Below are 25100 nucleotides of genomic sequence, written 5' to 3'. Positions count from 1 at the left end.
TAAATTATACTTTCTGGTTTTCCAGTACTTTTCCACCTTTGAGTCTCAGTATTCGCTGTGTTTTCTGAGCCAGTTCAAGGTCATGGGTCACGATCACCAGGGTTGTTCCTGCTTCTTTATTAAGTTCGATAAGGAGGTCTACTACTTTCTTTCCTGTTTCCTCATCAAGATTTCCCGTTGGTTCATCGGCAAAAAGAATCGATGGCCTGTTACTGAATGCTCTTGCAAGGGCTACCCGTTGCTGTTCTCCTCCTGATAATTGCGAAGGATAATGATCAAAACGATCACCAAGGCCTACCTTGGTCAATAGTTCCCTGCTTACTTCAACAGCCCTCTTATCTCCACGTAATTCCAGGGGAACCGCTACATTTTCAAGAGCAGTAAGGGTAGGAATAAGCTGGAAATCCTGAAAAACAAAGCCGACTTCCTTGTTTCTTAGAAGCGCTCTCTGGTCTTCATTAAGATCGCTAAGGGACGTTCCACACAGTTCGATGCTACCTGAGTCGGCTTCATCCAGCCCCGCACAGAGGCCAAGCAAAGTAGTTTTCCCACTACCGGATGGTCCCACAATGGCAAAGGTTTCTTGCTCTTCAATATCAAAATTGATATCATGAAGTACAGTTAACTTCTTTGAACCGCTGGAATAGCTTTTCTTTAAGTTTTGTACGTTTAATATCTTTGCCATCTTTCGTTTTTGTTTTTCTATTTTGGACCAACAAAATAATGAAATGATTTTGATTTAATTTCCTGTATTATGAGAAGCTTATTAATTGTTTGTTCTTTATTCTTTGTTTTACTTTCTGCCTGCGGAAACAGTGAAAAGAATCAAAAAGAGGAAAAGAAAGAGGAAAATGTCGCTCAGCAGGATACCCAGCAGGAAAATGGAGTTATTCTCTTTTTTGGAAATAGCCTTACGGCTGGATACGGACTTGAAACCGAAGAAGCTTTTCCTGCCCAGATCCAGGCGAAGATTGATTCTCTTGATCTGCCTTATGAGGTTGTAAATGCTGGTTTGAGTGGAGAGACCACGGCTAGCGGGAAAAACAGGGTTGAATGGGTATTGAATCAGAATGTGGATATTTTTGTGCTGGAACTGGGCGCAAATGATGGCCTTCGTGGAATCCCGTTAGAAGAGACCAAAAGAAATCTTCAGGAGATCGTAGACATTGTAAGAGAAAAGAATCCCGAAGCCAAGATAGTTTTGGCGGGGATGCAGATCCCACCTAATATGGGGCAGGAGTACACTACAGAATTTCGAAATATCTTTCCAGAGCTTGCCGAAAAAAACGATATTGAGCTAATTCCTTTTCTATTAGAAGATGTTGCGGGAAGACCGGAACTTAACCAGGATGATGGAATTCACCCTACTGCCGAAGGCTATAGGATTGTGACTGATAATGTCTGGGAAGTGATCAAACCTCTTCTGCAAACGGATTAAAACCTAGCTTTCTAAGATTTCCCTTATCTGATATTCTTATCAGGAAAGGTGTATATTTTTCTTTCCTTTAGATTTTCATTACATTTAGGTTTGTTATTAATTGAAAGCCAGATTATTAACCCTGCTGCTAATTGGCTTTTTTGATTCCAGTCTTTTATAACCAAACCAATCAAAATGAAAAAAGAAGAGAAAAGAATTTCAAGAAAACTATTCGTAAAACAATTCAGCGTGGGAATGGGTGCTCTTGGAACCACAATCATGTTTCCGGAAGTACTTTCAGCCAGTAATTTTATTAATGGGCCTGCCAGTAATCCTAAGAAGGTACTGGTACTTGGTGCCGGACTTGCAGGCCTGGCTGCCGCCTGGGACCTTAGAGAGGCCGGTCATGAGGTAATGGTGCTTGAGGCAAGAAACAGGCCTGGAGGTCGGGTATCGACCATCCGGGAACCCTTTGCCAATGGCCTGCATGCCGAGGAAGGGGCTGCAGCTTATTCCAATACTTATACCCATGCCTTAAAATTCATCGATGAATTCGGACTGGAAAAAGTGCCGTTGTCCTTTCCAGATTCTGCTATAACCTATCATCTGAATGGGAAAAAGATAAATGCGAAGCCTGGCGAGACTGTTAACTGGCCCTATGATCTCACTGCTGAAGAACAGAAACTGGGACCCATGGGAATCGTACAGAAATATATATTACAAACATTACCAAAAGAGATAGGTCAGCCTGAGAAATGGGATAAGGCTCCCCTTGTACACCTGGACCAGATTTCGCTGGAAGAATATCTGCGGAAAAATGGTGCAAGTGAAGGTGCCATCAAGCTTATCAAAAACACCCAGTGGTTTGCAGCGATGCCAGGTGAGACCTCCGGACTTTCCATGGCAGTTTCAGATGCCGGGCTTTTTATGGGTGCGGCGCCTTTCATTCTCAAAAACGGGAATGATGCACTTCCACGAGAAATGGCAAAAAGAATGAGCGAGAATATCAGTTATGAGACCGTGGTAAAAAAGGTTAGCGATAATGGTAATGGAGTAGTGGTTTCAGCAATACAGAATGGAGCTTTAAAAGATTTTAATGCTGATAAGGTAATTGTGACATTCCCATTAAAGGTACTGGGAACTGTTGAATTCCAACCTTCCTTGCCTGCCGGTAAGAAAAAGGCCATACAGGATGTTCCGGTAATTAACCTTACCAGAACTTATTTGCAGGTTGATAAGCCTTTCTGGATGAAAGATAAAGTTTCGGGAATGGCATTTACAGATCTTCCAGTGGGGGATATTACCCCGCTAGTAAATTCAAATGGTATAGAAAACAATCCTGCTATTCTTGAGAGTATGGTTGCAGGACCATCAGCTCCTAAACTTGAAAAAGCTGCTCCGGAAAAAACTATTGCGAAAATGAAAACGGAGATGAAAAAACTTTATCCCGGTATAGAGGATCATTTCATGAAGGGGCATGTTAAAGGATGGAGTCAGGACCCATATTCCCTTGGAGGCCCAAGCTGGTATGCACCCGGAGATGTCACGGCACATCTTAAAAATTTACAGGCACCTTATGGGAATGTGCATTTTGGCGGCGAACATACCATAATCCTTAGAAGTACCATGGAAGGTGCGCTGAGGTCTGGTGCACGGGCCGCGAGAGAAGTTCACGAGACCGTTTCATAAAAATCAGAAAAAAAGGCTGACCTGATGAAAAGGTCAGCCTTTTTATTTACAAACTCTTATAGTCCTAAAACCTTGGTTCCCTGTTCAAATTTAATGTCTACAGGAATGTTCTTTTCCGATAGTTGTGTCAGTGAAGCTTCAAGTTCACTGTCTATTTGCCCTTTTTCATTTAAAAGCCTTCCAGCACCTTCATAATCTCCTTCTCCCTGTAATACAAGAATATCATTGGAAAGCGCATCTATCGCCTCTCTGAACTTTGGCATATCTACACTATACATTCCGGTTTCATCCTGGGTAAAAGCTCCCATTTCTTTAAAATAATTGAATCTTACCATATTGGCCTTTCCATGGGCACTAGAGGCACCAAAACGTACGGATCTGAAGATACTGGAAAGGAAAGTAACATAGTAATCCATCAACTCCGCATCCTTAATTTCACCTTTGTCGTGGAGTTTGGTGATCATATAAATACCCAGCACATCAGCTTTTCCTTCTTCCAGTGCAGAAGAATATTCTTTTAAGGCTTCTCGTACTGTGCCTTTTTGATTAATGGTATTCTTGATCCCAAGGCCGTGCGCTACCTCATGAAACATCGTGTTGGCAAAAAACGCATCAAAAGTGATATGTTTCCTTTGCTCTTCAGCTATCAATTCTTCAGAAATAGGAACTAGGATCTGGTCATATTTAGCCCTCATGGCATTCTTCAATTGCAAACGCCTGCTTCCATATTCCTGCTGTACCTTTTCATCGTTCGGAAGGTTGATGGCAATAGTTTTACTTCCGGCATTGGAATCACCTGCATAATATACCACGTCATACGCATTCAGGTCTGATTCTGTTCCAGGGCTATCCTTTTTATATTTGGCTTCCACCGGCAATTCGCGCTGTAACATGGGCAGGAAAGCTACATATTTGGCCAATCGCTCGCTCCACTCCTTATCCTTGATCAAAACATAGGATTCAAAAGCCGCCTTGCTACCAAATAGACGGTCCTCATAGGTTTCTATAGGACCGGTAACCATATCTATGGAATTATCTTTCATCTGCATCCAGGCCACATCGCTTTCGTAATATTCATCTGTTAAGAAGGCTTCCGCCCTAAGATTCAAATACTTTTTAAACCCGGGATCTTCAGCAAGTTCGGCGGCCTGTTTTAATAAATCAGAAGCTTTATTAAGTTTTTCAGGAAACATTTCATGGTACCATACCGCTGTGAGGTCACCCTGGTCATTTCTTCGGATAAAGGTATAAAGGCTTTCCTTATTAGAAAGATCTGCATTATTGAACTCTTCTTTAGTCATATCTGAAGGATAAAAATTAGCGGCTTCAGGTTTTGGACCATATCCTTCAATGAAAGGTTGCATGTTATTCAACCTGTCCCAGGGACCATAATTTAAATTGACATATTCGGCCGACATTTCCCCTAATTTAGGCATGAGTGTATCTCTGCCACCAAACGCCTGATACCAGAATAACTCATCTGTGATCTTAGCTGCCTCTATAAGGAGAGGGATGATCTTCTTCTGGTTTTCAGAAAGGTTGTTAAGGTCTGAGGTTAGTTTAACTTCCGCATACTGGTTTACGCGGTTTTCGATATCAATGCCTTCGGCAACCATTTTATCTTTATTGGTTTCTTCAGATTCTGCAGCATTATCTTTTTCATTTTTGCATGATGAAAATAGAATTGAAAAGGCAAAAATGCCAAGGAGAAAATATTTATTCATTTCTTAATGATTTTTGTTAGTAGGATAAATTTAGGTGTTTTAACAAACATAGTCATAGTGCTTGATAAGAATCGTGGTTCAGAGTGTGGAGGAAAAATAAAAAACTCCTCTTGAGGATGTAGTAAAGGATATTGTGGTATGGCTTAGGTTACTTTGGGGAAATAAATGGTGAAACAGGTGCCTTTTTCAGGTTCACTGGAGACTTCTATTCTTGAATCATGTTCTTCTAATATATTTTTTACTGAATAGAGCCCTACACCGACCCCTGTTTCTTTGGTGGTATAGAATGCATCGAACAACCGATCCATTTGTTTTTTTTCAAGGCCATGACCATTATCCCCAATAAAAAGTAATATATCTTTCTCCTCTTCAGTTATTTTTACAGAAATAATGCCTTCATCTGGTATTGTGGCCTCGCTGGCGTTTAAGATTATATTCAGAAGAGCGATCTCCAGCTTCTCCCTGTCGGCAAGAATATAATGATGGCCTTCGTAATCTTTTTTAATTTCTATCCCGGCCAGGTAAATACGATCAGATGCCTTTTCCAGAGTACTTTCAACGATTTCAGTAAGGTCCTGTTTCTCTAAAACAGATTCATAATAATTGGAAGAATTTAATAGATCGCTAACCAGCTCGTTTAATATTGAAGCACTGTTCTTAAGAATTTTTAAATATTTATCTAAACCATGGTGTGGGATATGGTCCAGCTTTTTACCCATTACCTGGGTCGCCATTCCAATACTTGTGATAGGATTCCGTAGTTCATGCGCCAGAGTTCTCGCAATTTCTCCCATAATTGAGAATTTTTCAGCTGTAATTAAAGCTTTCTGAGTCTTTTTTTGCTGATGGATATTCCTTATCAAAAGTACATATTCATCTACCCAGGAATCATCACGCCTGTGAAATACCTTTCCTCTTACACTAAACCACTCCCATTTATTAGGTCTTAATTGAAGTTTTATTTCAATATCATGAATTTCATCATCTCCCGATTTCAGGATTTTCCTATGAAAATCCAGAACTCGCTCCCTGTCGCGTGGATGGATATATGGAATAATTTCCGGTAATGGAGTGCCTAGTACTCTTTTTCTGGTGAGACCTTCTTTAGGATAAATATCTTTATTGATATACCGAACATTCTGGTCATTAAGATTAATTATAACAATGGTTTCAGGAGAGGTGCGAACTAATTGTTGTTTAAACCTCACCGTTTCCTTTAGTTCCTTATCTTTTAACTTACGTTCGGTTATATTTTCTATTGTAGCGATAAGCAAATCACCCTGGGGTAGCGCAGTTATACGAAACCAATTATTATAACCTTCCTGATTAAAAGATAGTTCTTTGTCAAAGTCCTTACCTGTTTTGCTTACTTCTTTAAGTTCGTTAAATATTCCCAGACTGGGTTTATCACGGGTAGCGTCAAAAAAAGTTGCTCCCTTAGTGCCGGCTTTCGGAAAAATTTTCAGGAGTACGTTGTTAGTCTTAACGAATCTGAAATCAGTAATCTCACCTTTTTCATTATGTAAAGGCTTAAGAACTGCTATTCCAAGAGTAGTAGTATTAAAGATAGTCTTAAGCAGTGCATTACTTTCTTCAAGTTCCTTCTGTCGTTTCTTTGCTTTTCTCTCCAGGTCTGCTTTAACCTTTTTCATTTGGTCTTCTGCCAGCTTACGACTGGTGATATTATGAAAAAGAACAGCGACCCGTCTACTATTATTATCCCCAAGGCGAAAAGCATACAAATCCAACCAGGCGTTATCTATCTTTCCGGCCTGATACTGAAATCTAATGGGTTCACCGGTTAATGCTACATTACCGTAGGTTTTAAACCAATGTTCTTCATGATCGGGAATTAGTTCCCGCATGGTTTTTCCAGTAACATTCTTCAGATTGATTTGTTTTTCGAAAGCCGGATTAATTTCCTGGAAGATGTAGTCTACAGGATATCCGTTCTCATCATAGATCATTTCAAAAATACAGAAAGCTTCGTCCAGGGATTGTAATAAATGCCTGTACTCTAAACTAAGTGATTGTTGAGAGTCAGTGTCAGATTCTGCAGATTCATGTAATGCAAAGACCTCCGTAAGAATAAGCTTTTTTTGAGAAGGGTGGCCTGTATAAATCCTGTCTTTAAAGCAAAAGGGTGACCACTCGCCGTGCTGGTTTTTTAGCCTCACGACAATATATTTTTCCTTAGTATTATTAATATTCCTGAATGATTTTAGATGTTTAAAATAATTCGACTGGTCTTCAGGATGCATGATTTCTTTACAGATCTTTAAGCTATTCATGCATGTATCTCCATAACCACAATATTCTTTAAATGCGGGATTACAATAGCTGATCTTGTTATCCATCGTCTGGATAATTAAAAAAAGCGATCGGGGAGAAGAGGATAGTTCACCAGACTGAAATTCACAGGAGGAGTTCACTCTAAAGTGGTCATTAAAATTTTCAGAACTTATCATCACCTGGGAAAAATACTGGTTGGAATTATTCATACAATGTACGAAAAGGATTTTAACAAGAGATTTTATCCTCAATATATTTTGGAACAAGGCTTTTGCGGGATTTGATTCTATGAGTTTTAGGAGCTTAAAAATTCTTTCATTATTTAATTCTTCCGGGTTCACTATATTTGGTAAATTCAATTGCCAATACGGAAGCTGAAAAGCATGGAAAAGAAAATCCTTATACCAACCAATTTCTCCAAACATGCCTGGAATGCACTTATATATGGCATGTCTATGTATAAAACCCAGCCCTGTAGATTTTTCCTGTTCAATTCTTTTAGCGCTAGGAGTTTGCTAGGAGAGAATATTTCACTGATGAAGGAAGGAGAAGGTTCTGCAAAGGAAAAATCGGAACATAATCTGGATAAGCTTTTAAAAGGTTTGAGTTTCAGAAAGGAGAATCCGGGGCATCAGTTTGAAATCATTTCCCACCAGGGCAGCCTCACTGAAGGAGTACAGGAAGCAGTAGATACTCATGGTATAGATTTGATCTTAATGGGCGCAGCAGGAGAGAGTGCACCTATCAATTCGGCATATGATAATACTATTTCAAAAGTTATAGAGAAGATCGAGAATTGTCCTGTACTTGTAGTTCCCGAAAAGATTCAATTAAGTGGGGATATGGAACGGGAGATCGTTTTCCCTACCAATCTCAGGAATGGTTTTAAATTACGGGAACTAACATCTCTTATTGATATCTCCAGATTTTTAAATGCGGGCATCAGGGTGGTATACATAGATACAGATAATAAGGGAATGACCGAGGAACAGCTGGCTCAAAAGGAAAATCTAAGCACCCTATTATCGGGATCTGAATTCAGCTTTCATAAACTAACGAAAACGAATGTCACCACCGGGGTTCACCTGTTCATAGAGAGCCGTGAGAGCGATCTGCTGGCTCTGTATAAACGCAGGCAGGGATTTTTTCAGAAACTGTTCAGCCAGACCGTGGTAGAGGAAGTGGATTTTAATATCAGGGTCCCTATCCTTATTTTAAAGGAGATGACCTAAAGATTTATTCAAGAAATCGTTGATGGTCCCTTAGCCATTTATCCAGCAGTATTTGTTTATTTTCCGAAACTTCATGTCCTTTAAAATCGTACCAGGTTTCTTCAGATAATGGTTTGACGAATTGCTGGGTGGTGCTGCTTAGGCTAATTCCAAAAATCTTCACAGAGGTTATGGCCTTCGCAACGTAAGCGTCTTCTTTTTTTGAAAAATTAACGAGCTTCATAATCCTGTTGGTCTTAGCATGTGATTGGAGAATGGCCAAAAGTAATCAATCTCACGTCCAGAGCTATGTATTTTATCATGCCTTTAAGAATTTTATTACGGTAAGGACGCCGGAGTAGATAAGTGTATGGGAACTCTTTTTCTTCGATAAGAAGATTTAGGAAGCGAAGTTTTTTGAGGGTACATAAAAACTTTTCGCCTGGATTTTTTTAATCCGATAAATATCTACTAAAGAAGTGACAATTAATTATATAAGCTCTCCTGTGTAGCTCGAAAAAGTTTACGTTAATTATAATTGTGAATATCTATTAGATCATATAAACTGCCGGTATCTTCCAGGATTTTATATTTGCGGCCCTAAAAAATAAAAGATATGAGTGTTACCTGGTACGAATGCAAAGTAAAATACAGAAAAGTTCATGAATCTGGCGATTCCAAGGTTGTTACAGAGACCTATTTACTGGATGCTGTTTCTTATACCGAGGCCGAAAACAGAATAACTGAAGAGATGAAGGCGTATACCAGCGAAGAGTTTCTGATAAAAAATATCAAGCTTGCCAACTTAGCCGAAGTACATCCCTTTGAGAATTCAGATCGCTGGTTCAAGGTGAAGACCTCTCTTATAGCCTACGATGATGAAAGCGGAAAAGAAAAGAAGTCGAACATGTATTTGCTTATTCAGGCAAATGATGTGAAAGAAGCTTTTGAAAATACTACGCAGGCCATGCAGAACACCATGGGTGATTATAGTATCCCGGCAATTACCGAATCTACGATTGTGGATGTATTCCCATATTTTGATGGAGAGGAAAATGAATTCAAGGCTGTAGAAAAACCTGAAACCGAAGAGGAAATAAACGAAGAAGAACTGGTATAGTGATACCTTCTGATAAAAATCATACTAAGAACCACCTCCTTTAAAGTAGAAGAATAGAGGTGGTTTTTTAGTTTTGGATAATATCACAAAGCTGAGCTTTATGAAGGGGAATTTTTCAATGGGAAAAGCTACGCTGCTGGAGTTGAAGCTGGATTCAGGTTTCAACCCTGGGTGCAACTTAATCTTGCTGTTAACTATGATGGAATAAGACTTCCCAATCCATATCCCGGTGCCGAATTTGGTTAGTAACACCCCGGGCTGAGGTTAATTTTACAAAAAATCTATTCTGGTCTACGTCGTTACAGTATAGTAATCAGCGGGATAACTTTGGTGTCAATTCCAGGTTGCAATGGCGTTTTGCTCCACTTTCAGACCTATTTTTAGTGTATAATGATAACTATTTTACGAGCCGGTTTGCACCCAGATATAGATCAATTAATCTAAAAGTGACCTACAGACTTAATATTTAACCTATTTATAAAAGAAAGACATAATTATTTTGCTATTATTAAAAAGCAATTTTTAATGTCTGTATTACTGGTATGATATAATTAACTTTTAAAAATTTAAAATATGAAAAGTATAAAAAACTGGTATTTGATCCTTGCAATAAGCTTGTTCGTCCCAAACTTTATGGCAGCACAGGAGAGTATTTTTCCAAAAGGTAAAAAAGCACCTAATGTTCATCATACTGGAGATATATGGTTGAGCCATGTGTTTGCGGCAGATGAAACATTTGATTTTAATATTGCCCAGGCCGTATCGGCGGAAGGATCCAAACTCAATTGGCATTTGCATCCAAAAGGCCAATTATTATTAATAACTCATGGTGTTGGTTATTATCAGGAAAAAGGAAAAGAAGTTCAGGTGGTTCGTCCCGGAGATGTTGTGAAATGTCTTCCTGATGTGGAACACTGGCATGGCGCCACACCAGATAACCCGGTTACATATATAGCAATTAGTGGAAACGCATCTACAAAATGGACCGATACCCTAACCGCTGATACCTATAATGCTATTAAGAAGCCGGAATTATCCAATAAAAATCCAAAGGAAGAAATCATTGAACTTTCCAAAAAGAAATGGCAATGGATGGCAGATAAAGATGTTGAAAAGCTTGCATCTCTTTTTCATGATAAATCAAAATTTGTCCATATGAGCGGAACCTGGAAAAAAGACAGAGAACTTGAAATCATTGAATCGGGTAGTATATGGTACAAAAATGCGAATATTCATGATGTTGCAGTAGAGACGTTTGGAGACAATACAGCTATACTCTGGAATCGCATAACCCTCACGGCGCATGTACGCGGAAATGATGTGGTTAATGAATTTACCGTAACCGAATTTTATCAAAAGGAAGGCGATTCTTGGAAATTGTTAGACCTGACATTTAGCAGTGCTAGGGATACTCATGAAATTGAACATTAATAGAATTTAAAATATAATAGTCATGAATATTAAAACAATAATTATTGTATTCCTTTTAGTATGTGGATATGGAAACATGGCCTGGGCACAGAAAGCAGATACAGAGCAGGAAATCATTGAACTTTCTAAAAAGAAATGGCAATGGATGGCAGATAAGGAGGCTGATAAACTTGCCGATTTGTTCCATAAGGATGCTCAATTTGTGCATATGGGCGGAAGCTGGGGGAAAGACCGTGAGGTGGAAATTATAAGAAGCGGCGGTATCCATTATAAAAAAGCAGATGTTCATAGGGTTTCTGCAGATATAGTTGGAAATACCGCGATTGTTTTAAACGAAATTACGCTACTTGCTGTTGTTGGAGGAAATGAAGTTACCAATCCTTTTATTGTAACCGAAGTATATGTGAAGAGTTCCGGCGGCTGGAAACTAGCCAATCTTTCTTTTGTGAAACAGCTTACTGCAAAGCGCGAAGAATAAGAAAATGATCCTAAAGTACTGGTTGATATTGTTCTGTATGATATTTTCAGTTTGTACAAATCCTGAAACTGAAAATTCTGGTCGGGTTGCTAAAACTTTAAAACAGGATAATATTTTGATCGTCTATTGGACCAGGACTAACAATACAAAAGCGGTTGCTGAAATCATTCAGAGAAAAGTTAGTGGGAAACTTGTTGCCCTGGAAAAGAAAAACCCTTACCCGGAGAATTATCAGAAAATAGTAGCCCAGGTAGACCGGGAAAATGAGGAAGGATATCTACCTCCTTTGAAAACCAACATTAAGGAACTTGGAAAGTATGATATTGTATTTATCGGGTTTCCCACCTGGGATATGCAGATGCCTCCACCAATGAAAAGTTTTTTGACGGAAAATAATTTAAGTGGGAAAACAGTCATTCCCTTTAATACCAATGCCGGCTTTGGGGTGGGAGAGGGATTTGAACAGCTTAAGGACTTATGTCCTGAAAGTAAGGTTCAGAAAGGATTTTCAGTGGAAGGTGGATATGAAAAGAAAGGGGTTTTCCTGGCGATAAAGGGAGAACGTGAAGAAAAGGTCACTCAACTGGTAGATAAATGGTTAAGAGAAATTGGAGTTTTATAGTGGAAAACCACTGTGTAGCTTCTTCTTTTTACTGAAAAAAATACTCTTAAGAATTAATACCTGAAGTCTGAATTATAACATGATCAAGTTATTGTCAATCTTTCTGATACTGCTAAACTTTTCGGTTTATGCACAATCGGAGAGTAGATTAAGCCCTGCAGAGTATAGTATTGCCAAAATTGCGGCCTCCACCGCTGAAGGTGATCTCGATACCCTGGAAGAAGCTATAAATGAAGGTTTAGATAATGGCTTAACTAATTCCTTCAAAGTAGTTTCCTTTTAAGCTTTTTAAATCTGTAAAAATGGTAATTTATTTGGTGATTGGGGTAGGTATATGCGTCCATTCAGAAGGAACAGGAATTAAATAGGAGAAAAAAAACCTGACTCCGGTTGGGAACCAGAATCAGGTTAGTATTGTTGAAATATCCCTTATCACTACAGGCTTTTTAGGAAATTCCTGAATTCCTTCGTGTCATAATCAGCCATTCCTTTATGGGTGAGTACCAGCTTCCCTTTGGTATCGATAACAAAAGTGGTGGGTAGGGCAGAGGAATGGTAAATTTGAGGCATAGGACCAACCTGGGTGTAAACAGGAAGTCCGTACTCCTTACGGTTCTTATATGAGATGGCCTTCTCAAAATCATTGTCCATAGAAAGCATCACGAACACTACCTCATCTCCAAGGTCATTATGTAATTTGTTTATCGCTGGCATCTCTGCCACGCAGGGAGGGCACCAAGTAGCCCAGAAATTCATGAAAATAACTTTACCCTCAAATTGTGAAAGAGAAATAAGGTTGCCGTTTTCATCTTTTAAGTTCAGATCATAACTAGCATCCGGATTTTTGCTTACCTCTTTCAGGCTTTCATTACCGCCTTCCAAACTGGCCACTCTATCCTCTTGTTCAATATCAGGGTTCATTAAACCTGTTTCCAGTAATCCGCGCTGTGCAAACCCGATGACTTCGGTGTGAAGCCCCGTGGCATAAAGGATGATCGCTATAAGCCCGAAAATGGCATATTGAATTAAGGATTTCTTTGTGCTATTTTGTTTTTTCATGTTACATTTTTAATTATTGAAATTGATATGTGGTGCCAGGAACGGTAGAGAATGAATATTTTCCAAGGGATTCACAATAAGCACGCCCCTCAAGTCTTGGAGAGACCGGCGAATGTTTCTTTAAATATTCTTTAACCACATCATGAATGGTGTAATTCTTTACCTCGACATCCTTTACATTAGGCATACGGCAAAGATTATCGAGTGGATCCCCCGGGCGCACACAGGCTGAGATAGAATAAAGTTTATCAGCCTGCATGGGCTCACCGTTCACAGTAATCTTCTCTATGCGCTCTCCTTTTTGCTTCTGACTGTCGAATTCTACTTTCATGCCCGAAAATCTCACCAACCAGCCACCAAAGCGGTCCAGAGGATCCTGGGAGAATGTGTTATGCATTTCCTGTTCCAGCCAGTCCTTTATCTGTTTACCTGAAGCTTTTCCGGTCTTCACTTTTTCGTTTACCGGCAGGAGATTCCAGAGGTTTGCACGCGTAATTGGGGCCGGTTCTCCATTTTTGGGTACGATGGGGTTACCAAAGCGAAAGCCGTTCGAGATCGCGATATCTACTCCTGTCTTCCACCTGGCGGCATCGGTGATCATATTGTCCATTGGATTCTCCACGGTAAGATATCTGTACAATGGTGTTCTGGTATATCCAATAACTGTTTCCAGATTTTCCTTATATGGATTTTTTGCACTATCTATCTTTGCCTGTAAATTCTCATCAGCCGGAAATCTTTTAGGATCGACTTCAATAAGCTCATATGAATCCTTTACCAGTTTCCCATCAACAAAATCAAGTTGAAGTTTTCCCACAAAGGAACCAAAAGCACCAGGTTCGGTCACCTTAGCGTATTTTCCCTTAACCGGTTCTCTTAATCTTTCATGAGTATCGTTTCCCAGAATATAATCCACGTTTTTCGCTATTGGATTATTGGCCAGGTCAACCTGCTTGAACACTCCAATATGAGTGACCAGAAATAGAATGTCCACATTCTTTTCTTCCTTCATTTTATCCAGGGTTTGCTGGAATTCCCCCTCAATTCCGTTAAAAGCTATTCCCTTGCTGAAAATTGGATTTTGCCTTATCGGCACATCGGGATCGTTCAAACCAACAAAACCTATCTTTAAGCCTTCGATTTCCTTGATCCAGTAAGGGGGGAAAAGTTGCTCGCCGCTATCTTTATGATACATATTCTGGGCAACCACTTTGGTATCATAGGAATTCATAACCTCCAGCATGATTTCTTTACCATAGACCACTTCCCAGTTTCCGGGAATAATGACATCATATCCCATATTTTTGATGATGTCTTTCATCACTTTTCCTTCAGATAGGGCAGCGTAGCCACTTCCCTGGATCAAATCACCGCCATCCACAATGATAGTATTGGGGTTATTTTTTCTTTCTTGTTCAAACAAGGTCTTGATATTGGCCAGGCCGCCTCTTTGCTTGAAGACTATCTGGTCTTCCTCCCAGAATAGTTCAGGGTGGGAGTCCAATTGCCCGTGAATATCTGCAGTCTGGAGAATATTAATACTCAGGGTGTCGTTTTTATTACGCACCAGATGCTGCTCCTTAAGGGTGTTTTTACAACCAACCGAAAGGACTATAACAAAAATCAGGCTGAGTACACTGACTAGTTTTATTTTATATTTTTTCATAATTACAGGCTTATACTTTTATAACCTTTTTTCTGAAGCTGAAAGTTATACAGGATTCCATTTTCCACTACTTTCATTTGCTTTGGGACTTGTTTCTTATCTACATTGAACTTATTAAGAGAAAACCCGCAGGCAACCAGTTTAACGCCTAGCTCTTCGGCTTTTTTGAGAAACTGATTCATCTTTGCTTCATCAGTAATATCTCCAATATTCTGACCGCAAATTATCACCTGAAATTCTCCAAATTTTGCGGCATCTTCTTCTTTTAGGTTTTCAGCAGTTATCAGTATTGGCTGAAGTTGAGGTACTTTTCGGGTTAGTACCACATAATTGTGTTTTTCATCTGTTTGTTGTTGAGCCTGGGCTACGTTCCCGGCAAGAATAGTTACTAAAAAGATTATACTATAAATTATTGATTTCATGTTATTTGATTTTAAAGAGTTTATCGGTGTCGTTTATTATAAAGAACAGCAGTCCACCCAGAATTGCTATATTTTTAAAAAGTGGCCCAAGCGTGTTTATCTGTCCTACCTGTACAGATAAGGTTATTGGTATTAATACAAGTAATAATATGATTGCCGCCCATCTTGTTTTGTATCCTATAAGAAATAAAAAACCTGCTGCCAGCATTACTATTCCTGAGAGTATCACAAGCCATTCGGGATCCCCAAAGAAATAGGCGAGGCCTTTAAAACTTGCCTGTTCAAGCCGGCGGACTGTTTTAGCGGTATTCAGTAAATGATTACTGCCTGCCACCAGGAAAATTCCGCTAACCAGAATTCGCAATAACTGTATGGAACGACGACTAATATGATTTTTGTTCGTCATTATTATTGGTGTTTTGTAATTGATAATCTTTCCTGAAGCGATGTGTTCATGCTTCAGAAAAAGCTGAAATGTCAATTACACCTGTCTGGGAGGAGGGGAGTGGCTATCCAGATATAGATAGCTTAATCTTGAAATAAGTTGTGTATGATGAGTATTTATGAATTCTGTAAGGCCTGGTTCCCAGGTATAATGTAGAAGGTTTAGTTGAGGTGTGCAGAAACTATTTATGGAAAATTTTGAATTGTACGTTTCTACATGTTGCTCCAGCTGTGGTTTCTTCTTAGTATTTTTAGATAGTTTTTCTTTTTTACAATAAGGATTCACCACTTCGATCTCATTATTCAGGAGACTTATGACATTAGCATCTATCATTAATAACTTCCCCAGAAATAATGGGATCAGGAAAATGGCTATATAGGACTTCCAATTCACAATTGCCGAAACTAAAAAAATATAGCCGAACTGTTTGTAACCATTGTTACAATATTAAGTATTGATATTCTCAGGTAACGGACTTTATAGTGTAATGGATTTAAAATTACTCTTTGGACAGAATTTCTTTAAAATTCTACAATTTCCACAAAAATATCAGGTTTAGGGCTAGTGCTTTCCAGGCTCTGCCTCTTGAATCCGGAAGAGATGCTGATGATTTCCCCTAAGTGATTTTCAAATAACAAATGCGGATAGCCTTTGGTATCAATGGTAGTCACATTATTTGTTGTAAGGTCATAGACCCTGGCTTTCTTTTCATGGATCGATTCATTTGTGACATATTCCTGTGGATCATTGTTAGACCCCAGGATAAGATTCCCATTCCGGCTTATTCCGGAAGGGAAATAAGGGTGTTCCAGGGACCCCTGAAATTCGTAGGTGAGGGTGGAGAATAGCTTGTTTTCCAGAAGGTTGATAACATAATTCTGGTCCCTGCTATATAGGGTCTTTTTCTGCGAGCGGGATTTGAGAGGAATGTTTACAAGCTCTCCACCTGATATTTCCCCCATCGTATTGATAGAAAACTTATAGCTTCCGGCTTCCTGGTAATGTCCCACCAGGATTTCGTCATTTTTCAATGGTAAGAGGTGGTAATATGTATTTCCATAATGCGTTGTGAAATGAGGTTTTTCGGCTATAAATTCCAGACTGGAATTCGTGCGTTTGAAGGTAAATATCTTTTTGCTATCGGTAAAGCTGAAAACATTATTGCCCAGGTACGCGAAATCGTAGAAGAAAGCTCCGTTCTCTAACTCCAGCCGGTATTTATAGGAAAGATCGCCGGCGTCATAAACAGCCAGGGCATTTCCCTGTGCGAAAAACAGTTCTTTTCCGTTTTCTCCGGTGTGAACCTGCATGTGGATGCTGGTGGTTGCTTCTGGCATCTTGTTGGCTATTGCAGAAATTGCTTTATTCTGATAGTCATATTTTAAGAGCTTGTAGTTTCCGTTAGAGAGCCTTCCGTAGAAGAATATTTCCGAAGTATTAGGATCCGGGGTCACAAATTTGATCAAATCAAAATCCAGGACATCCTGATGAGCCCAGTTCAGTTCCCACGCATTTTTATCAGAATAAAGGTCTGAGCTTACATTCCCGAAGATATCGTAAGCATAAATAGCATAAACCGGATTTTTAATTCGGGGAGGGTTTTCATCTACAAAAGTGGAGACTTCCCGGTCTTCAATAATCTTCACCGGATATTCCAGATATGCAGCGCCCGAGCCCCCTTTATAATTACGAACGCTTATCCTGTAATGCGAAAAATAATTCCCTGTGAACGGTTGCCATTCCAGTCTCACCTTTTCATTCTCTACTTCTACATTCACAAACTCCACCAGAGGCGGCCGAAGGTTTTCAGTAAAAAATGTATTTAACTGGCTTTCTCCCACCAGGCCTTTCTCATTAAAGACCTTGAAATAGTAACATAATTCTTCAGCGACCGGCGGATCTTCGTCTATAAAAAAGTTTTGGGAGCTGTTTTCAATGCTTGCAATCAATTGCGCACTGGCCTTACTGCAACCAGCATCACTTCTGTATATTTCGTAACGGTCAAATTCATAAAAGCCTTCATAGGCCAGCCACGTATATTTGATTTCATTTCGATTGTCGTCATTGATTTGAGACCCGAAAGTGTGGGAATATATGTCTATATCATTGGGAGGCAAATAACGGCGGGCCACAAAGCTGATTATTTCCAGTTCGGGATCCTCACCTATGTCTGCCTTTATTCTAAACACCATTTTATCAGTGTTGAGCTGAAGTATCACCATTTCTTCAGATGAGCCAAATTCATCCCGCAGGGTGATCACACCTTCCTGTAGGTCATATTGCAGATCCTGAATTTGCTTTTCGCACTGATAGCTGGAGAGATGGTAAAAGTCTCTGTAAATGTTGGTGGTGGTAAACTGGAAGAAATCTCTGCCGCACTCTGCGTAAGTAGGGGGTACGTCGGCATTTTTTCCTTCAAAAGCCACCTGGTAGATCGCCCAGGTTCCGGCCAGTTGCTGCACAGTTGCTGCGGTAAGAGCATCCTTATAGAATGGGTCCCGGGTTTCCGGAATTTCTTCATCATCCTTCGAACATCCGGTAAGGATAATGAGTATTAGTAAAATCAGGATCCGGGTGAAATTCACCCTGGAAGAGGGGGCTAAAAAATAATTTAACATCTAAGTAAAATAAGAACGATAGGTAGGGACTAAATCTATTATAGGCTTATCAAATATAGAAAGAAATGGAGTCGATATTTGTTAATTTTTATTTCATCTTCTACACCTGTAGGTGAGCAATCCCAGAATGAACGGGCTGAAGTAAATGTTGTAAGGATTCCTAAAGGAAAATAGACTAGTTCAAAGTCTTTCGATTAGTAATAAAAAACGGAACTTAAAAAGTTCCGTTTTTGTTAAGAAGTAAATAAATCTTGCTCTTTATATCAGCCCCGAAATATTTCCTTCTGTATCAATATCAATTCTTTCTGAAGCCGGCGTGGCTGGTAAGCCAGGCATACGCATCATATCTCCTGTAATGGGGATCAAAAACCCAGCTCCTGAGGCTATTTCTATTTCCCTGACGTTGAGCGTAAACCCCTGAGGTCTTCCCAATAGAGCAGGATTGTCTGAAAGAGATTTCTGGGTCTTGGCGATGCAAACCGGCAGATTTTCCAATCCCAGATCATGGATATTTTTAAGATCTTTTCTGGCTTTAGAACCATATTCAACTTTCCCGGCACCATATATTTTTTTTGCAATGCTATCGATCTTGGTGATCACTGCTGAGTCCCATTCATAAAGCGGAGTAAATGGTTCTTTGTTATCTTCCACAACCTCAATGACTTTTTGAGCCAGCTCTAAAGCACCTTCTCCACCTTTCGCCCAGCCATCGGCAAGAGCGACTTTTACTCCTAACTTATCTGCCAGCTCTTTAATGATCTGGATTTCCTGATCACTGTCTGACATGAACCTGTTTATGGCGATAACCGGAGTTAGGTTGAATAGTTTGGCATTTTCCAGGTGTTTTTCCAGGTTAGGAAGGCCTTTTTTAAGGGATTCCACATCAGGAATGGTTAAATTGCCCAACCGGGCACCTCCGTGATACTTTAAAGCACGAATAGTGGTGGTAATCACTACGGCTTTTGGAGAAAGACCCGCACTTTGGCACTTGATATCCAGGAACTTTTCTGCACCCAGGTCAAAGCCGAATCCGGCTTCGGTAACGGTATAGTCTGAAAGGCTCATTCCCATCCTGGTAGCGATCACCGAGTTGGTACCTTGTGCAATGTTGGCAAAGGGACCAAGATGGATGATTGCGGGATTTCCTTCAATTGTTTGTACCAGGTTTGGTTTGATCGCTTCTTTTAAGAGCGCTGTCATTGCTCCCTCTGCATTTAGATCACGAGCGAAGATCGGTTTCCTGTCAAAAGTGTACCCGATAAAAATATTTCCAAGTCTTCTTTTAAGATCCGGGAGGTCTTCCGCAAGACATATGATTGCCATGATCTCTGAAGCTGCTGTAATATCAAAACCGCTTTCCCTTGGAATTCCCGATCCTGTGCCACCCAGACCAACAACTATATTTCTTAGGGCTCTGTCGTTAACGTCCATTACCCTTTTAAGTGAAATTGTACGCGCATCGAGCCCCAGATTCCTTGTTTTACTCTGCAGATTATTATCCACAATGGCAGCAAGAAGATTATGTGCTTTTTCTATTGCGGAAAAATCTCCGGTGAAGTGCAAATTAATGTCTTCCATGGGCAGCACCTGTGAAAAACCACCTCCAGTGGCACCGCCTTTGATTCCGAAGACAGGGCCTAAAGATGGTTCTCTTAGCACTACAGTGGTTTTCTTTCCTAAACGGTTCAATGCCTCTGAGAGACCTATGGATACTGTAGTTTTTCCTTCTCCTGCGGGCGTTGGCGAAATGGCCGAAACCAGTATTAGATTTGCTTTTTTTATTTTTTCTTTATCTATTTTATTAAGCGGGATCTTTGCTTTGTAATTCCCGTACATCTCGATTTCGCGAGGTGCCAAACCAACTTTTTCCGCGATGTCTGAAATATGATGTAATTCTCCTTGTTGAGCTATTTCCAAATCACTCAGAGTAGCAGTATCTTTCATAAATGCTGATTATTTTGTTTTCGTTTTTAAGAAAACGTTTTCGCTATTAAATTTGATAGTGTAAAAAAAAGAAGAAACAACGGTGGAAATAATGATCATTGTCAGGTTATTAAGACATAATAATTACAAAAAAAGCCTTCCTGGAGGAGTTTCTGATTTTGAATACAAAGAAAATGGGGCAGGAAGAATTGAAAGAGTTGAGGTTAGTGAAATCATTTCATAAGGTGAATTGTGATTGACCAGCGGAGCGTGTTTAAATTATTACTTCCTTATTTTTTAGTTATTTATATTACTTATGATCTTATCTTTTTTAGAGGTGATTCTTTTAAGTATGGTAGATAGGATCAAACTGAAGAGTACGAAAGCAATGAAAATAATAAAACCGGGTTGTAAAGAGGTTCTGTTGGTGGAAATACTCACAAGAGAATCAGTATCTCGATTAACAAGGGCCAGCTGGTTATCAAGTATACCCTGGAAACCTATATAAGCCATAAAGATGGCAATGACATAAACATCTGCCATACTCCATTTCCCTGATTTAAAAGCGAAGAATTTAATGATCCTGTTCTGTCTTGTCTTATCATTTCCGGCTAAGTAGACTTGTGTAGCCAGTAATTTTGCAACTGGAAAAATAATACTGAAGGCCAGAATAAGAACTCCTACCAGGTATGAGTCTAACTTTTCGGTAGCAAAGAGAATTCCTATTACGTCCAGGATGCTCTTACTTTGAAAGAATATTACCTGGTCATTAAATGTGATGCTTTCCCCAATCAGTGAAAAATTAATATGTTGAAAACGGGCATCTATTTCAATCATCGGTGCAGTAAGACCCGAAAATAATACCACTAGAGAAACCAGGACCGAAATAATGAAAAGTGGTGTATGTACAGTTTTTTGATTTCTCAACAGCCACCACAGGAGAAGGAAAACTCCAATAATTCCTATTAATATATAGGTGTGAAAATAGGTCTCAGCTTCCAGGTGAGTTATTTTATCCGGAATTTTCTCATTGAATCCGGCAAGATCCTCGACCTTGTATTTATCCAAAAGAGCTTTTATTTTCTTTGTTTCTATTCCGGAATTATCATAGGTGAGGTCGCTGTATTCCTGTAACTTGCTCTTAATGACAAATTTCAATGCCTCTTTGTTTTCCGGCTTTTGAATTTCATTGACGATGGTCTGGGCGAACATGGGGACAAGAGCCCTTATTTTATCTTCAGGAACAAGTGTCTTTACGGCAAATTTTTGAAGTTTAGCTTTAAGTCCTTTCTGTTTTTGATCCAGAATATCTGCACCTTTGTCAATGCCCGCCGTTAGTATATTTTCAACCTGCTGGACAAGGGTATCCTCCTGTGCCTCGGTAAACTCGAATTCATCGATCCGGTTTAGAACCATTGCAGTAAGATGGTCACGCCAGATGTTAACGGACATTATTCCGTGAGTGATACTGTTTAGCTCGCTGTAATCTTTTTTAAATTCTGCTGCTTCTGAAGAGTACTTAAATACAGAATAGCTGCTCCATCCGGCGAGTAGCAATAAAGCACCGGCGAAGAGAATCACAAAGGATTGCTGTAAGATCCTGGACATGTACGTTGAAATTTATTAAAGGTAGGCTTTAAGATTGATTGTGTAGCTATTACAACTTACCTATTCCAACAAAAGCCATTAAATTAGATTGAAAGCTAAGAGGTTTACTAGGCCTATAATCAATTCTATCGCTCAATAGAAAGATCTATTTTTACTGAAATAACTCTCCAAAAGGAATTAATATCATTAAAGGCCGCCAGGGGGTTCTCATGGTATCACGTTTTTGTCTGCCAAAAGTTAGCCACCTTTAGAATTCCCATTTCACAAGCCTTACTTTCCAATACAGAAATTAGCAAAGATATTCCCCAATAGGTCATCATTAGTGATCTCTCCGGTGATCTCACCAAAATGGTGTAGCGCCTGGCGGATATCGATCGCCAACAGATCTCCCGAGAGTTCAGCATTTAAACCTTCCTCTACCTTGTTGATCTCTTCCAGCGCCTTTAAAAGGGCTGCATAATGCCTTGAATTGGTTACGATGGTGTCACTGTTCCGCAATGCTCCGGTATTGACGAATTCCAGTAACTTCTGCTTTAACTCCTCAACTCCCGATCCTGTTTTGGCAGATAATAATTGCAGGCTGGTATGAGAAATACTGCCAAGGTCAGACTTTATAATATTCACCTCCTCCTCGCTAAGCTGATCGGTTTTATTGGCTACAATAATTACCGGCTTCTGTGGGAATTTGTTCTTGATCTTTTCGATCTCCAGGTGAACCTCTTTTAATCTTTTTTCATCAGATCTCAGCCGGCTTGTGTCTACCAGGTAAACAACAACCTGTGCCTGGCTTATCTTTTCAAAGGTCTTTTTGATACCGATGCTTTCCACTACATCTTGGGTTTCGCGTATCCCTGCCGTATCAATAAATCTGAAACCAACTCCGCCAATGCTCATTTCATCCTCGATGGTATCCCGGGTCGTTCCGGCAATCTCAGAAACTATGGCTCGCTCTTCATTTAAAAGTGCGTTGAGAAGTGTAGATTTACCCACATTCGGTTCACCAACTATTGCAACCGGAATCCCATTTTTCAGAACATTCCCTGTCGCAAACGAGTCAATTAACCTTTTAAGAACGGTCTGAATCTTAGATATAAGCTCCCTGAACTGATCACGATTCGCGAATTCCACGTCTTCTTCGGCAAAATCCAGTTCAAGCTCTATAAGTGAAGCAAAATTCAGCAATTCTTCTCGTAATTTTTGAATTTCATTTGAGAAACCTCCGCGCATCTGCTGCATTGCCATCTGGTGGGAAGCGGCATTTTCGGAGTTTATAAGGTCGGCTACTGCTTCGGCCTGGCTAAGATCCATTTTCGCATTTAGAAAAGCTCTTAAAGTGAACTCTCCGGCTTCCGCAGCCCGGCAGCCTTTTCTGATAAGTAACTGAATGATCTCCTGCTGAATATAGGGGCTGCCATGACAAGAAATCTCCACGGTTTCTTCCCCGGTATAAGATCTGGTTCCCTTAAAAATTGATACCAGCACTTCGTCTAACGTGCGTTCGCCGTCAACGATATTTCCAAGGTGCAGGGTATGTGAAGGCTGCTCTTTCAGCTCCTTTTTGCTTTTTGCCTTAAAAAGCGGTGCAACAATATTTAAAGCATCAGGTCCCGAAACCCTTATTACTGCAATGGCTCCGGCGCCAGACGGGGTTGCAAGTGCAACAATCGTATCATTCATTTTCATTTGGCAAATTTATAAAAGAAATCACAGCTGATCTATAATTGTAACAAAGGGCTATTTTGTGCGTCTATTATATAAAGACTTCTGCTAACCATCAAAAACAAAATAATGAGAGAAGATAATCAAATGCTGGTCATGACACACCTGAGTCAGTTACTTGACCTGGTGACAGTAATAGGCGGATTCCTGGTTCCTTTAATTCTATGGCTTACCCAAAAGGATAAAGTGGCGGGAATGGATATGCATGGGAAGATGATCCTGAATTTTCAGATAAGTCTGTTTATTTATTCTATCATCAGCATTCCCCTGATAATTCTATTTGGCCTTGGAATATTGATGCTGGTAATCATAGGACTTATAGCTTTAATTCTACCAGTAATGAATGCGATAAAAGTGAGCAATGGAGAAATGCCGTATTACCCATTAACGATCGAATTCCTGAAATAAAATTTAATAGTTGGTTTTTTATATAATTAGTTAAAAAAAGCCCGTTCAATTGACTGAACGGGCTTCTTATTTTATCTAATACTATTTGTAGCGTCTATTGCGAACTGAAATCTAGTTATTCAGCATTACCGGCATTACGAGCATGGTAATCTTTTCTCCCTGATCAAGTCCGTCAACCGGTGTAAGGATTCCTGCTCTGTTTGGCAGGCTCATTTCAAGCATTACTTCATCGGCGGTAAGATTACCCAGCATTTCTATAAGGAATCTTGAATTGAAACCTATCTGCATATCGTCTCCCTGGTAAGAACAGGTTAAACGCTCTTCAGCCTTGTTGCTGTAATCAACATCTTCAGCTGAAATGTTCAATTCAGCTCCCGCGATTTTCAATCTTACCTGGTGAGTGGTTTTATTAGAGAAAATAGAAACCCTTCTTACCGAGCTTAGAAACTGGTTCCTTTCAATAGTCAGTTTATTTGGATTCTCCTTGGGTATCACCGCTTCATAATTAGGGTATTTCCCGTCGATAAGCCTACATACAAGTTCGGTATCATCAAAAGTGAACTTAGCGTTAGACTCGTTGTATTCTATCTTTACTTCAGATTCACTGCCGGCAAGGATACCTTTAAGAAGATTCAGTGGCTTTTTAGGCATGATAAATTCGGCAGCCTGATTTGCTGAAATATCCTCTCTGGAATACTTTACAAGTTTGTGAGCATCTGTAGCAACAAATGTAAGCCCGTCTTCCTTAAACTGGAAGAACACACCGCTCATCACCGGTCTTAGATCATCATTTCCTGAAGCGAAAATGGTCTTTGCGATCGCCGTGGCGAGCACATCAGCTTCTACAACTGTACTGCTTGGATCTTCAAGTTCTACAGGATTCGGGAATTCTTCACCATCGGCATAGGCAAGTGCATATTTACCATGGTTGGAACTCAATTCTATTGTATTGTTATCCTCAACCACAAAGGTAAGTGGCTGTTCCGGGAATGTTTTTAACGTATCTAATAACAGTTTGGCAGGTACGGCTATCTTTCCTTCAGAATCTGACTCTACCTGAAGTTTGGCAGACATAGTTGTTTCTAGGTCTGAAGCAGAGACCGTTAGTTCATCATTTTTAAGATCGAATAGGAAATTATCTAAAATCGGTAACGTGTTTGAACTGTTGATAACCCCTCCAAGTATTTGTAGCTGTTTCAGCAGATAATTGCTGGATACAATAAATTTCATCGGCTTTTATTGATTTAT

Annotated in this window: 24 protein-coding genes; 10 read left to right on the top strand and 14 right to left on the bottom strand. The window is 39.7% G+C overall.

Annotated elements, in window-relative coordinates; all coding sequences use genetic code 11:
- Positions 1-4: 4 nt before the first annotated feature.
- Positions 5-685 carry an ABC transporter ATP-binding protein gene (locus tag EZJ28_RS14480; protein ID WP_131399149.1) on the bottom strand — a complete coding sequence of 227 codons (681 nt, stop codon included), beginning with the start codon at positions 683-685 and terminating at the stop codon, positions 5-7.
- Positions 686-754: 69 nt separating this feature from the next.
- Between EZJ28_RS14480 and EZJ28_RS14475 the strand changes: the two genes are divergently transcribed.
- Complete coding sequence (locus EZJ28_RS14475; protein WP_131399147.1) at positions 755-1438, top strand: arylesterase; 684 nt, start codon at positions 755-757, stop codon at positions 1436-1438.
- A 174-nt stretch (positions 1439-1612) separates the two neighbouring features.
- Positions 1613-3106 carry an NAD(P)/FAD-dependent oxidoreductase gene (locus EZJ28_RS14470; protein ID WP_131399145.1) on the top strand — a complete coding sequence of 498 codons (1494 nt, stop codon included), beginning with the start codon at positions 1613-1615 and terminating at the stop codon, positions 3104-3106.
- Between the two features lie 56 nt (positions 3107-3162).
- Here the strand turns inward: EZJ28_RS14470 and EZJ28_RS14465 are convergent, their stop codons facing one another.
- Together EZJ28_RS14465 and EZJ28_RS14460 are read right to left on the bottom strand one after the other, a co-directional pair.
- Positions 3163-4830: a Zn-dependent hydrolase gene (locus tag EZJ28_RS14465; protein ID WP_131399143.1), complete on the bottom strand. Its 1668-nt coding sequence runs from the start codon at positions 4828-4830 to the stop codon at positions 3163-3165.
- Positions 4831-4973: 143 nt separating this feature from the next.
- Positions 4974-7331: an ATP-binding protein gene (locus tag EZJ28_RS14460; RefSeq protein WP_165499090.1), complete on the bottom strand. Its 2358-nt coding sequence runs from the start codon at positions 7329-7331 to the stop codon at positions 4974-4976.
- 174 nt (positions 7332-7505) lie between these two features.
- On the opposite strand from EZJ28_RS14460, the gene EZJ28_RS14455 reads away from it, so the two are divergent.
- Positions 7506-8354, top strand: a complete 849-nt coding sequence (locus EZJ28_RS14455) for a universal stress protein (protein ID WP_131399139.1) — start codon at positions 7506-7508, stop codon at positions 8352-8354.
- Positions 8355-8358: 4 nt separating this feature from the next.
- Here the strand turns inward: EZJ28_RS14455 and EZJ28_RS14450 are convergent, their stop codons facing one another.
- A complete protein-coding gene (locus EZJ28_RS14450) occupies positions 8359-8577 on the bottom strand; it encodes a hypothetical protein (protein ID WP_131399137.1) in 219 nt (72 codons plus the stop codon).
- Positions 8578-8949: 372 nt separating this feature from the next.
- Here EZJ28_RS14450 and EZJ28_RS14445 point away from each other — a divergent pair, with 372 nt between their 5' ends.
- The 5 genes from EZJ28_RS14445 (at position 8950) to EZJ28_RS14420 (ending at position 12267) form a co-directional block, all read left to right on the top strand.
- Positions 8950-9453 carry a DUF4494 domain-containing protein gene (locus EZJ28_RS14445; protein ID WP_131399135.1) on the top strand — a complete coding sequence of 168 codons (504 nt, stop codon included), beginning with the start codon at positions 8950-8952 and terminating at the stop codon, positions 9451-9453.
- 573 nt (positions 9454-10026) lie between these two features.
- Positions 10027-10884 carry a DUF4440 domain-containing protein gene (locus EZJ28_RS14435; RefSeq protein ID WP_131399133.1) on the top strand — a complete coding sequence of 286 codons (858 nt, stop codon included), beginning with the start codon at positions 10027-10029 and terminating at the stop codon, positions 10882-10884.
- Positions 10885-10906: 22 nt separating this feature from the next.
- On the top strand, positions 10907-11362 hold the full coding sequence (locus EZJ28_RS14430) for a nuclear transport factor 2 family protein (RefSeq protein ID WP_131399131.1): 456 nt from the start codon (positions 10907-10909) through the stop codon (positions 11360-11362).
- A 37-nt stretch (positions 11363-11399) separates the two neighbouring features.
- Positions 11400-11984: a flavodoxin gene (locus EZJ28_RS14425; protein WP_242670134.1), complete on the top strand. Its 585-nt coding sequence runs from the start codon at positions 11400-11402 to the stop codon at positions 11982-11984.
- A 79-nt stretch (positions 11985-12063) separates the two neighbouring features.
- Positions 12064-12267, top strand: a complete 204-nt coding sequence (locus EZJ28_RS14420) for a hypothetical protein (RefSeq protein WP_131399126.1) — start codon at positions 12064-12066, stop codon at positions 12265-12267.
- A gap of 152 nt (positions 12268-12419) precedes the next feature.
- Here the strand turns inward: EZJ28_RS14420 and EZJ28_RS14415 are convergent, their stop codons facing one another.
- From EZJ28_RS14415 to EZJ28_RS14385, 7 genes are all read right to left on the bottom strand, one after another.
- Entirely contained in the window at positions 12420-13043 is a 624-nt protein-coding gene (locus EZJ28_RS14415; RefSeq protein WP_131399124.1) for a TlpA disulfide reductase family protein, read from the bottom strand.
- A gap of 13 nt (positions 13044-13056) precedes the next feature.
- Positions 13057-14709: a bifunctional UDP-sugar hydrolase/5'-nucleotidase gene (locus EZJ28_RS14410; RefSeq protein WP_131399122.1), complete on the bottom strand. Its 1653-nt coding sequence runs from the start codon at positions 14707-14709 to the stop codon at positions 13057-13059.
- Between the two features lie 2 nt (positions 14710-14711).
- On the bottom strand, positions 14712-15131 hold the full coding sequence (locus EZJ28_RS14405) for a DsrE family protein (RefSeq protein ID WP_131399120.1): 420 nt from the start codon (positions 15129-15131) through the stop codon (positions 14712-14714).
- A 1-nt stretch (position 15132) separates the two neighbouring features.
- The gene (locus tag EZJ28_RS14400) at positions 15133-15537 is read right to left on the bottom strand and encodes a DoxX family protein (RefSeq protein ID WP_131399117.1); all 405 of its coding nucleotides are present in this window, start codon (positions 15535-15537) and stop codon (positions 15133-15135) included.
- A 75-nt stretch (positions 15538-15612) separates the two neighbouring features.
- Positions 15613-15969, bottom strand: coding sequence for a hypothetical protein (locus EZJ28_RS14395; RefSeq protein ID WP_131399115.1), 357 nt, complete (start codon positions 15967-15969; stop codon positions 15613-15615).
- A gap of 128 nt (positions 15970-16097) precedes the next feature.
- Positions 16098-18194, bottom strand: a complete 2097-nt coding sequence (locus tag EZJ28_RS14390) for a lipocalin family protein (RefSeq protein WP_131399113.1) — start codon at positions 18192-18194, stop codon at positions 16098-16100.
- Between the two features lie 258 nt (positions 18195-18452).
- On the bottom strand, positions 18453-20138 hold the full coding sequence (locus tag EZJ28_RS14385) for a formate--tetrahydrofolate ligase (protein WP_131399111.1): 1686 nt from the start codon (positions 20136-20138) through the stop codon (positions 18453-18455).
- Positions 20139-20229: 91 nt separating this feature from the next.
- On the opposite strand from EZJ28_RS14385, the gene EZJ28_RS16215 reads away from it, so the two are divergent.
- Positions 20230-20361: a hypothetical protein gene (locus EZJ28_RS16215; RefSeq protein ID WP_278248339.1), complete on the top strand. Its 132-nt coding sequence runs from the start codon at positions 20230-20232 to the stop codon at positions 20359-20361.
- Positions 20362-20414: 53 nt separating this feature from the next.
- On the opposite strand, the gene EZJ28_RS14380 is transcribed toward EZJ28_RS16215, so the two are convergent.
- Positions 20415-21725, bottom strand: coding sequence for a paraquat-inducible protein A (locus EZJ28_RS14380; RefSeq protein WP_131399109.1), 1311 nt, complete (start codon positions 21723-21725; stop codon positions 20415-20417).
- Between the two features lie 270 nt (positions 21726-21995).
- The gene (gene mnmE / locus EZJ28_RS14375; RefSeq protein WP_131399107.1) at positions 21996-23408 is read right to left on the bottom strand and encodes a tRNA uridine-5-carboxymethylaminomethyl(34) synthesis GTPase MnmE; all 1413 of its coding nucleotides are present in this window, start codon (positions 23406-23408) and stop codon (positions 21996-21998) included.
- A 105-nt stretch (positions 23409-23513) separates the two neighbouring features.
- On the opposite strand from mnmE, the gene EZJ28_RS14370 reads away from it, so the two are divergent.
- Entirely contained in the window at positions 23514-23852 is a 339-nt protein-coding gene (locus EZJ28_RS14370) for a DUF4870 domain-containing protein (protein ID WP_131399105.1), read from the top strand.
- Between the two features lie 111 nt (positions 23853-23963).
- On the opposite strand, the gene dnaN is transcribed toward EZJ28_RS14370, so the two are convergent.
- Entirely contained in the window at positions 23964-25082 is a 1119-nt protein-coding gene (gene dnaN / locus EZJ28_RS14365; protein ID WP_131399103.1) for a DNA polymerase III subunit beta, read from the bottom strand.
- Positions 25083-25100: the final 18 nt, after the last annotated feature.

It is taken from the genome of Gramella sp. KN1008 (genome assembly GCF_004332155.1).
Lineage (GTDB): Bacteria > Bacteroidota > Bacteroidia > Flavobacteriales > Flavobacteriaceae > Christiangramia.
This window is presented reverse-complemented; position numbering and strand designations above follow the sequence as displayed.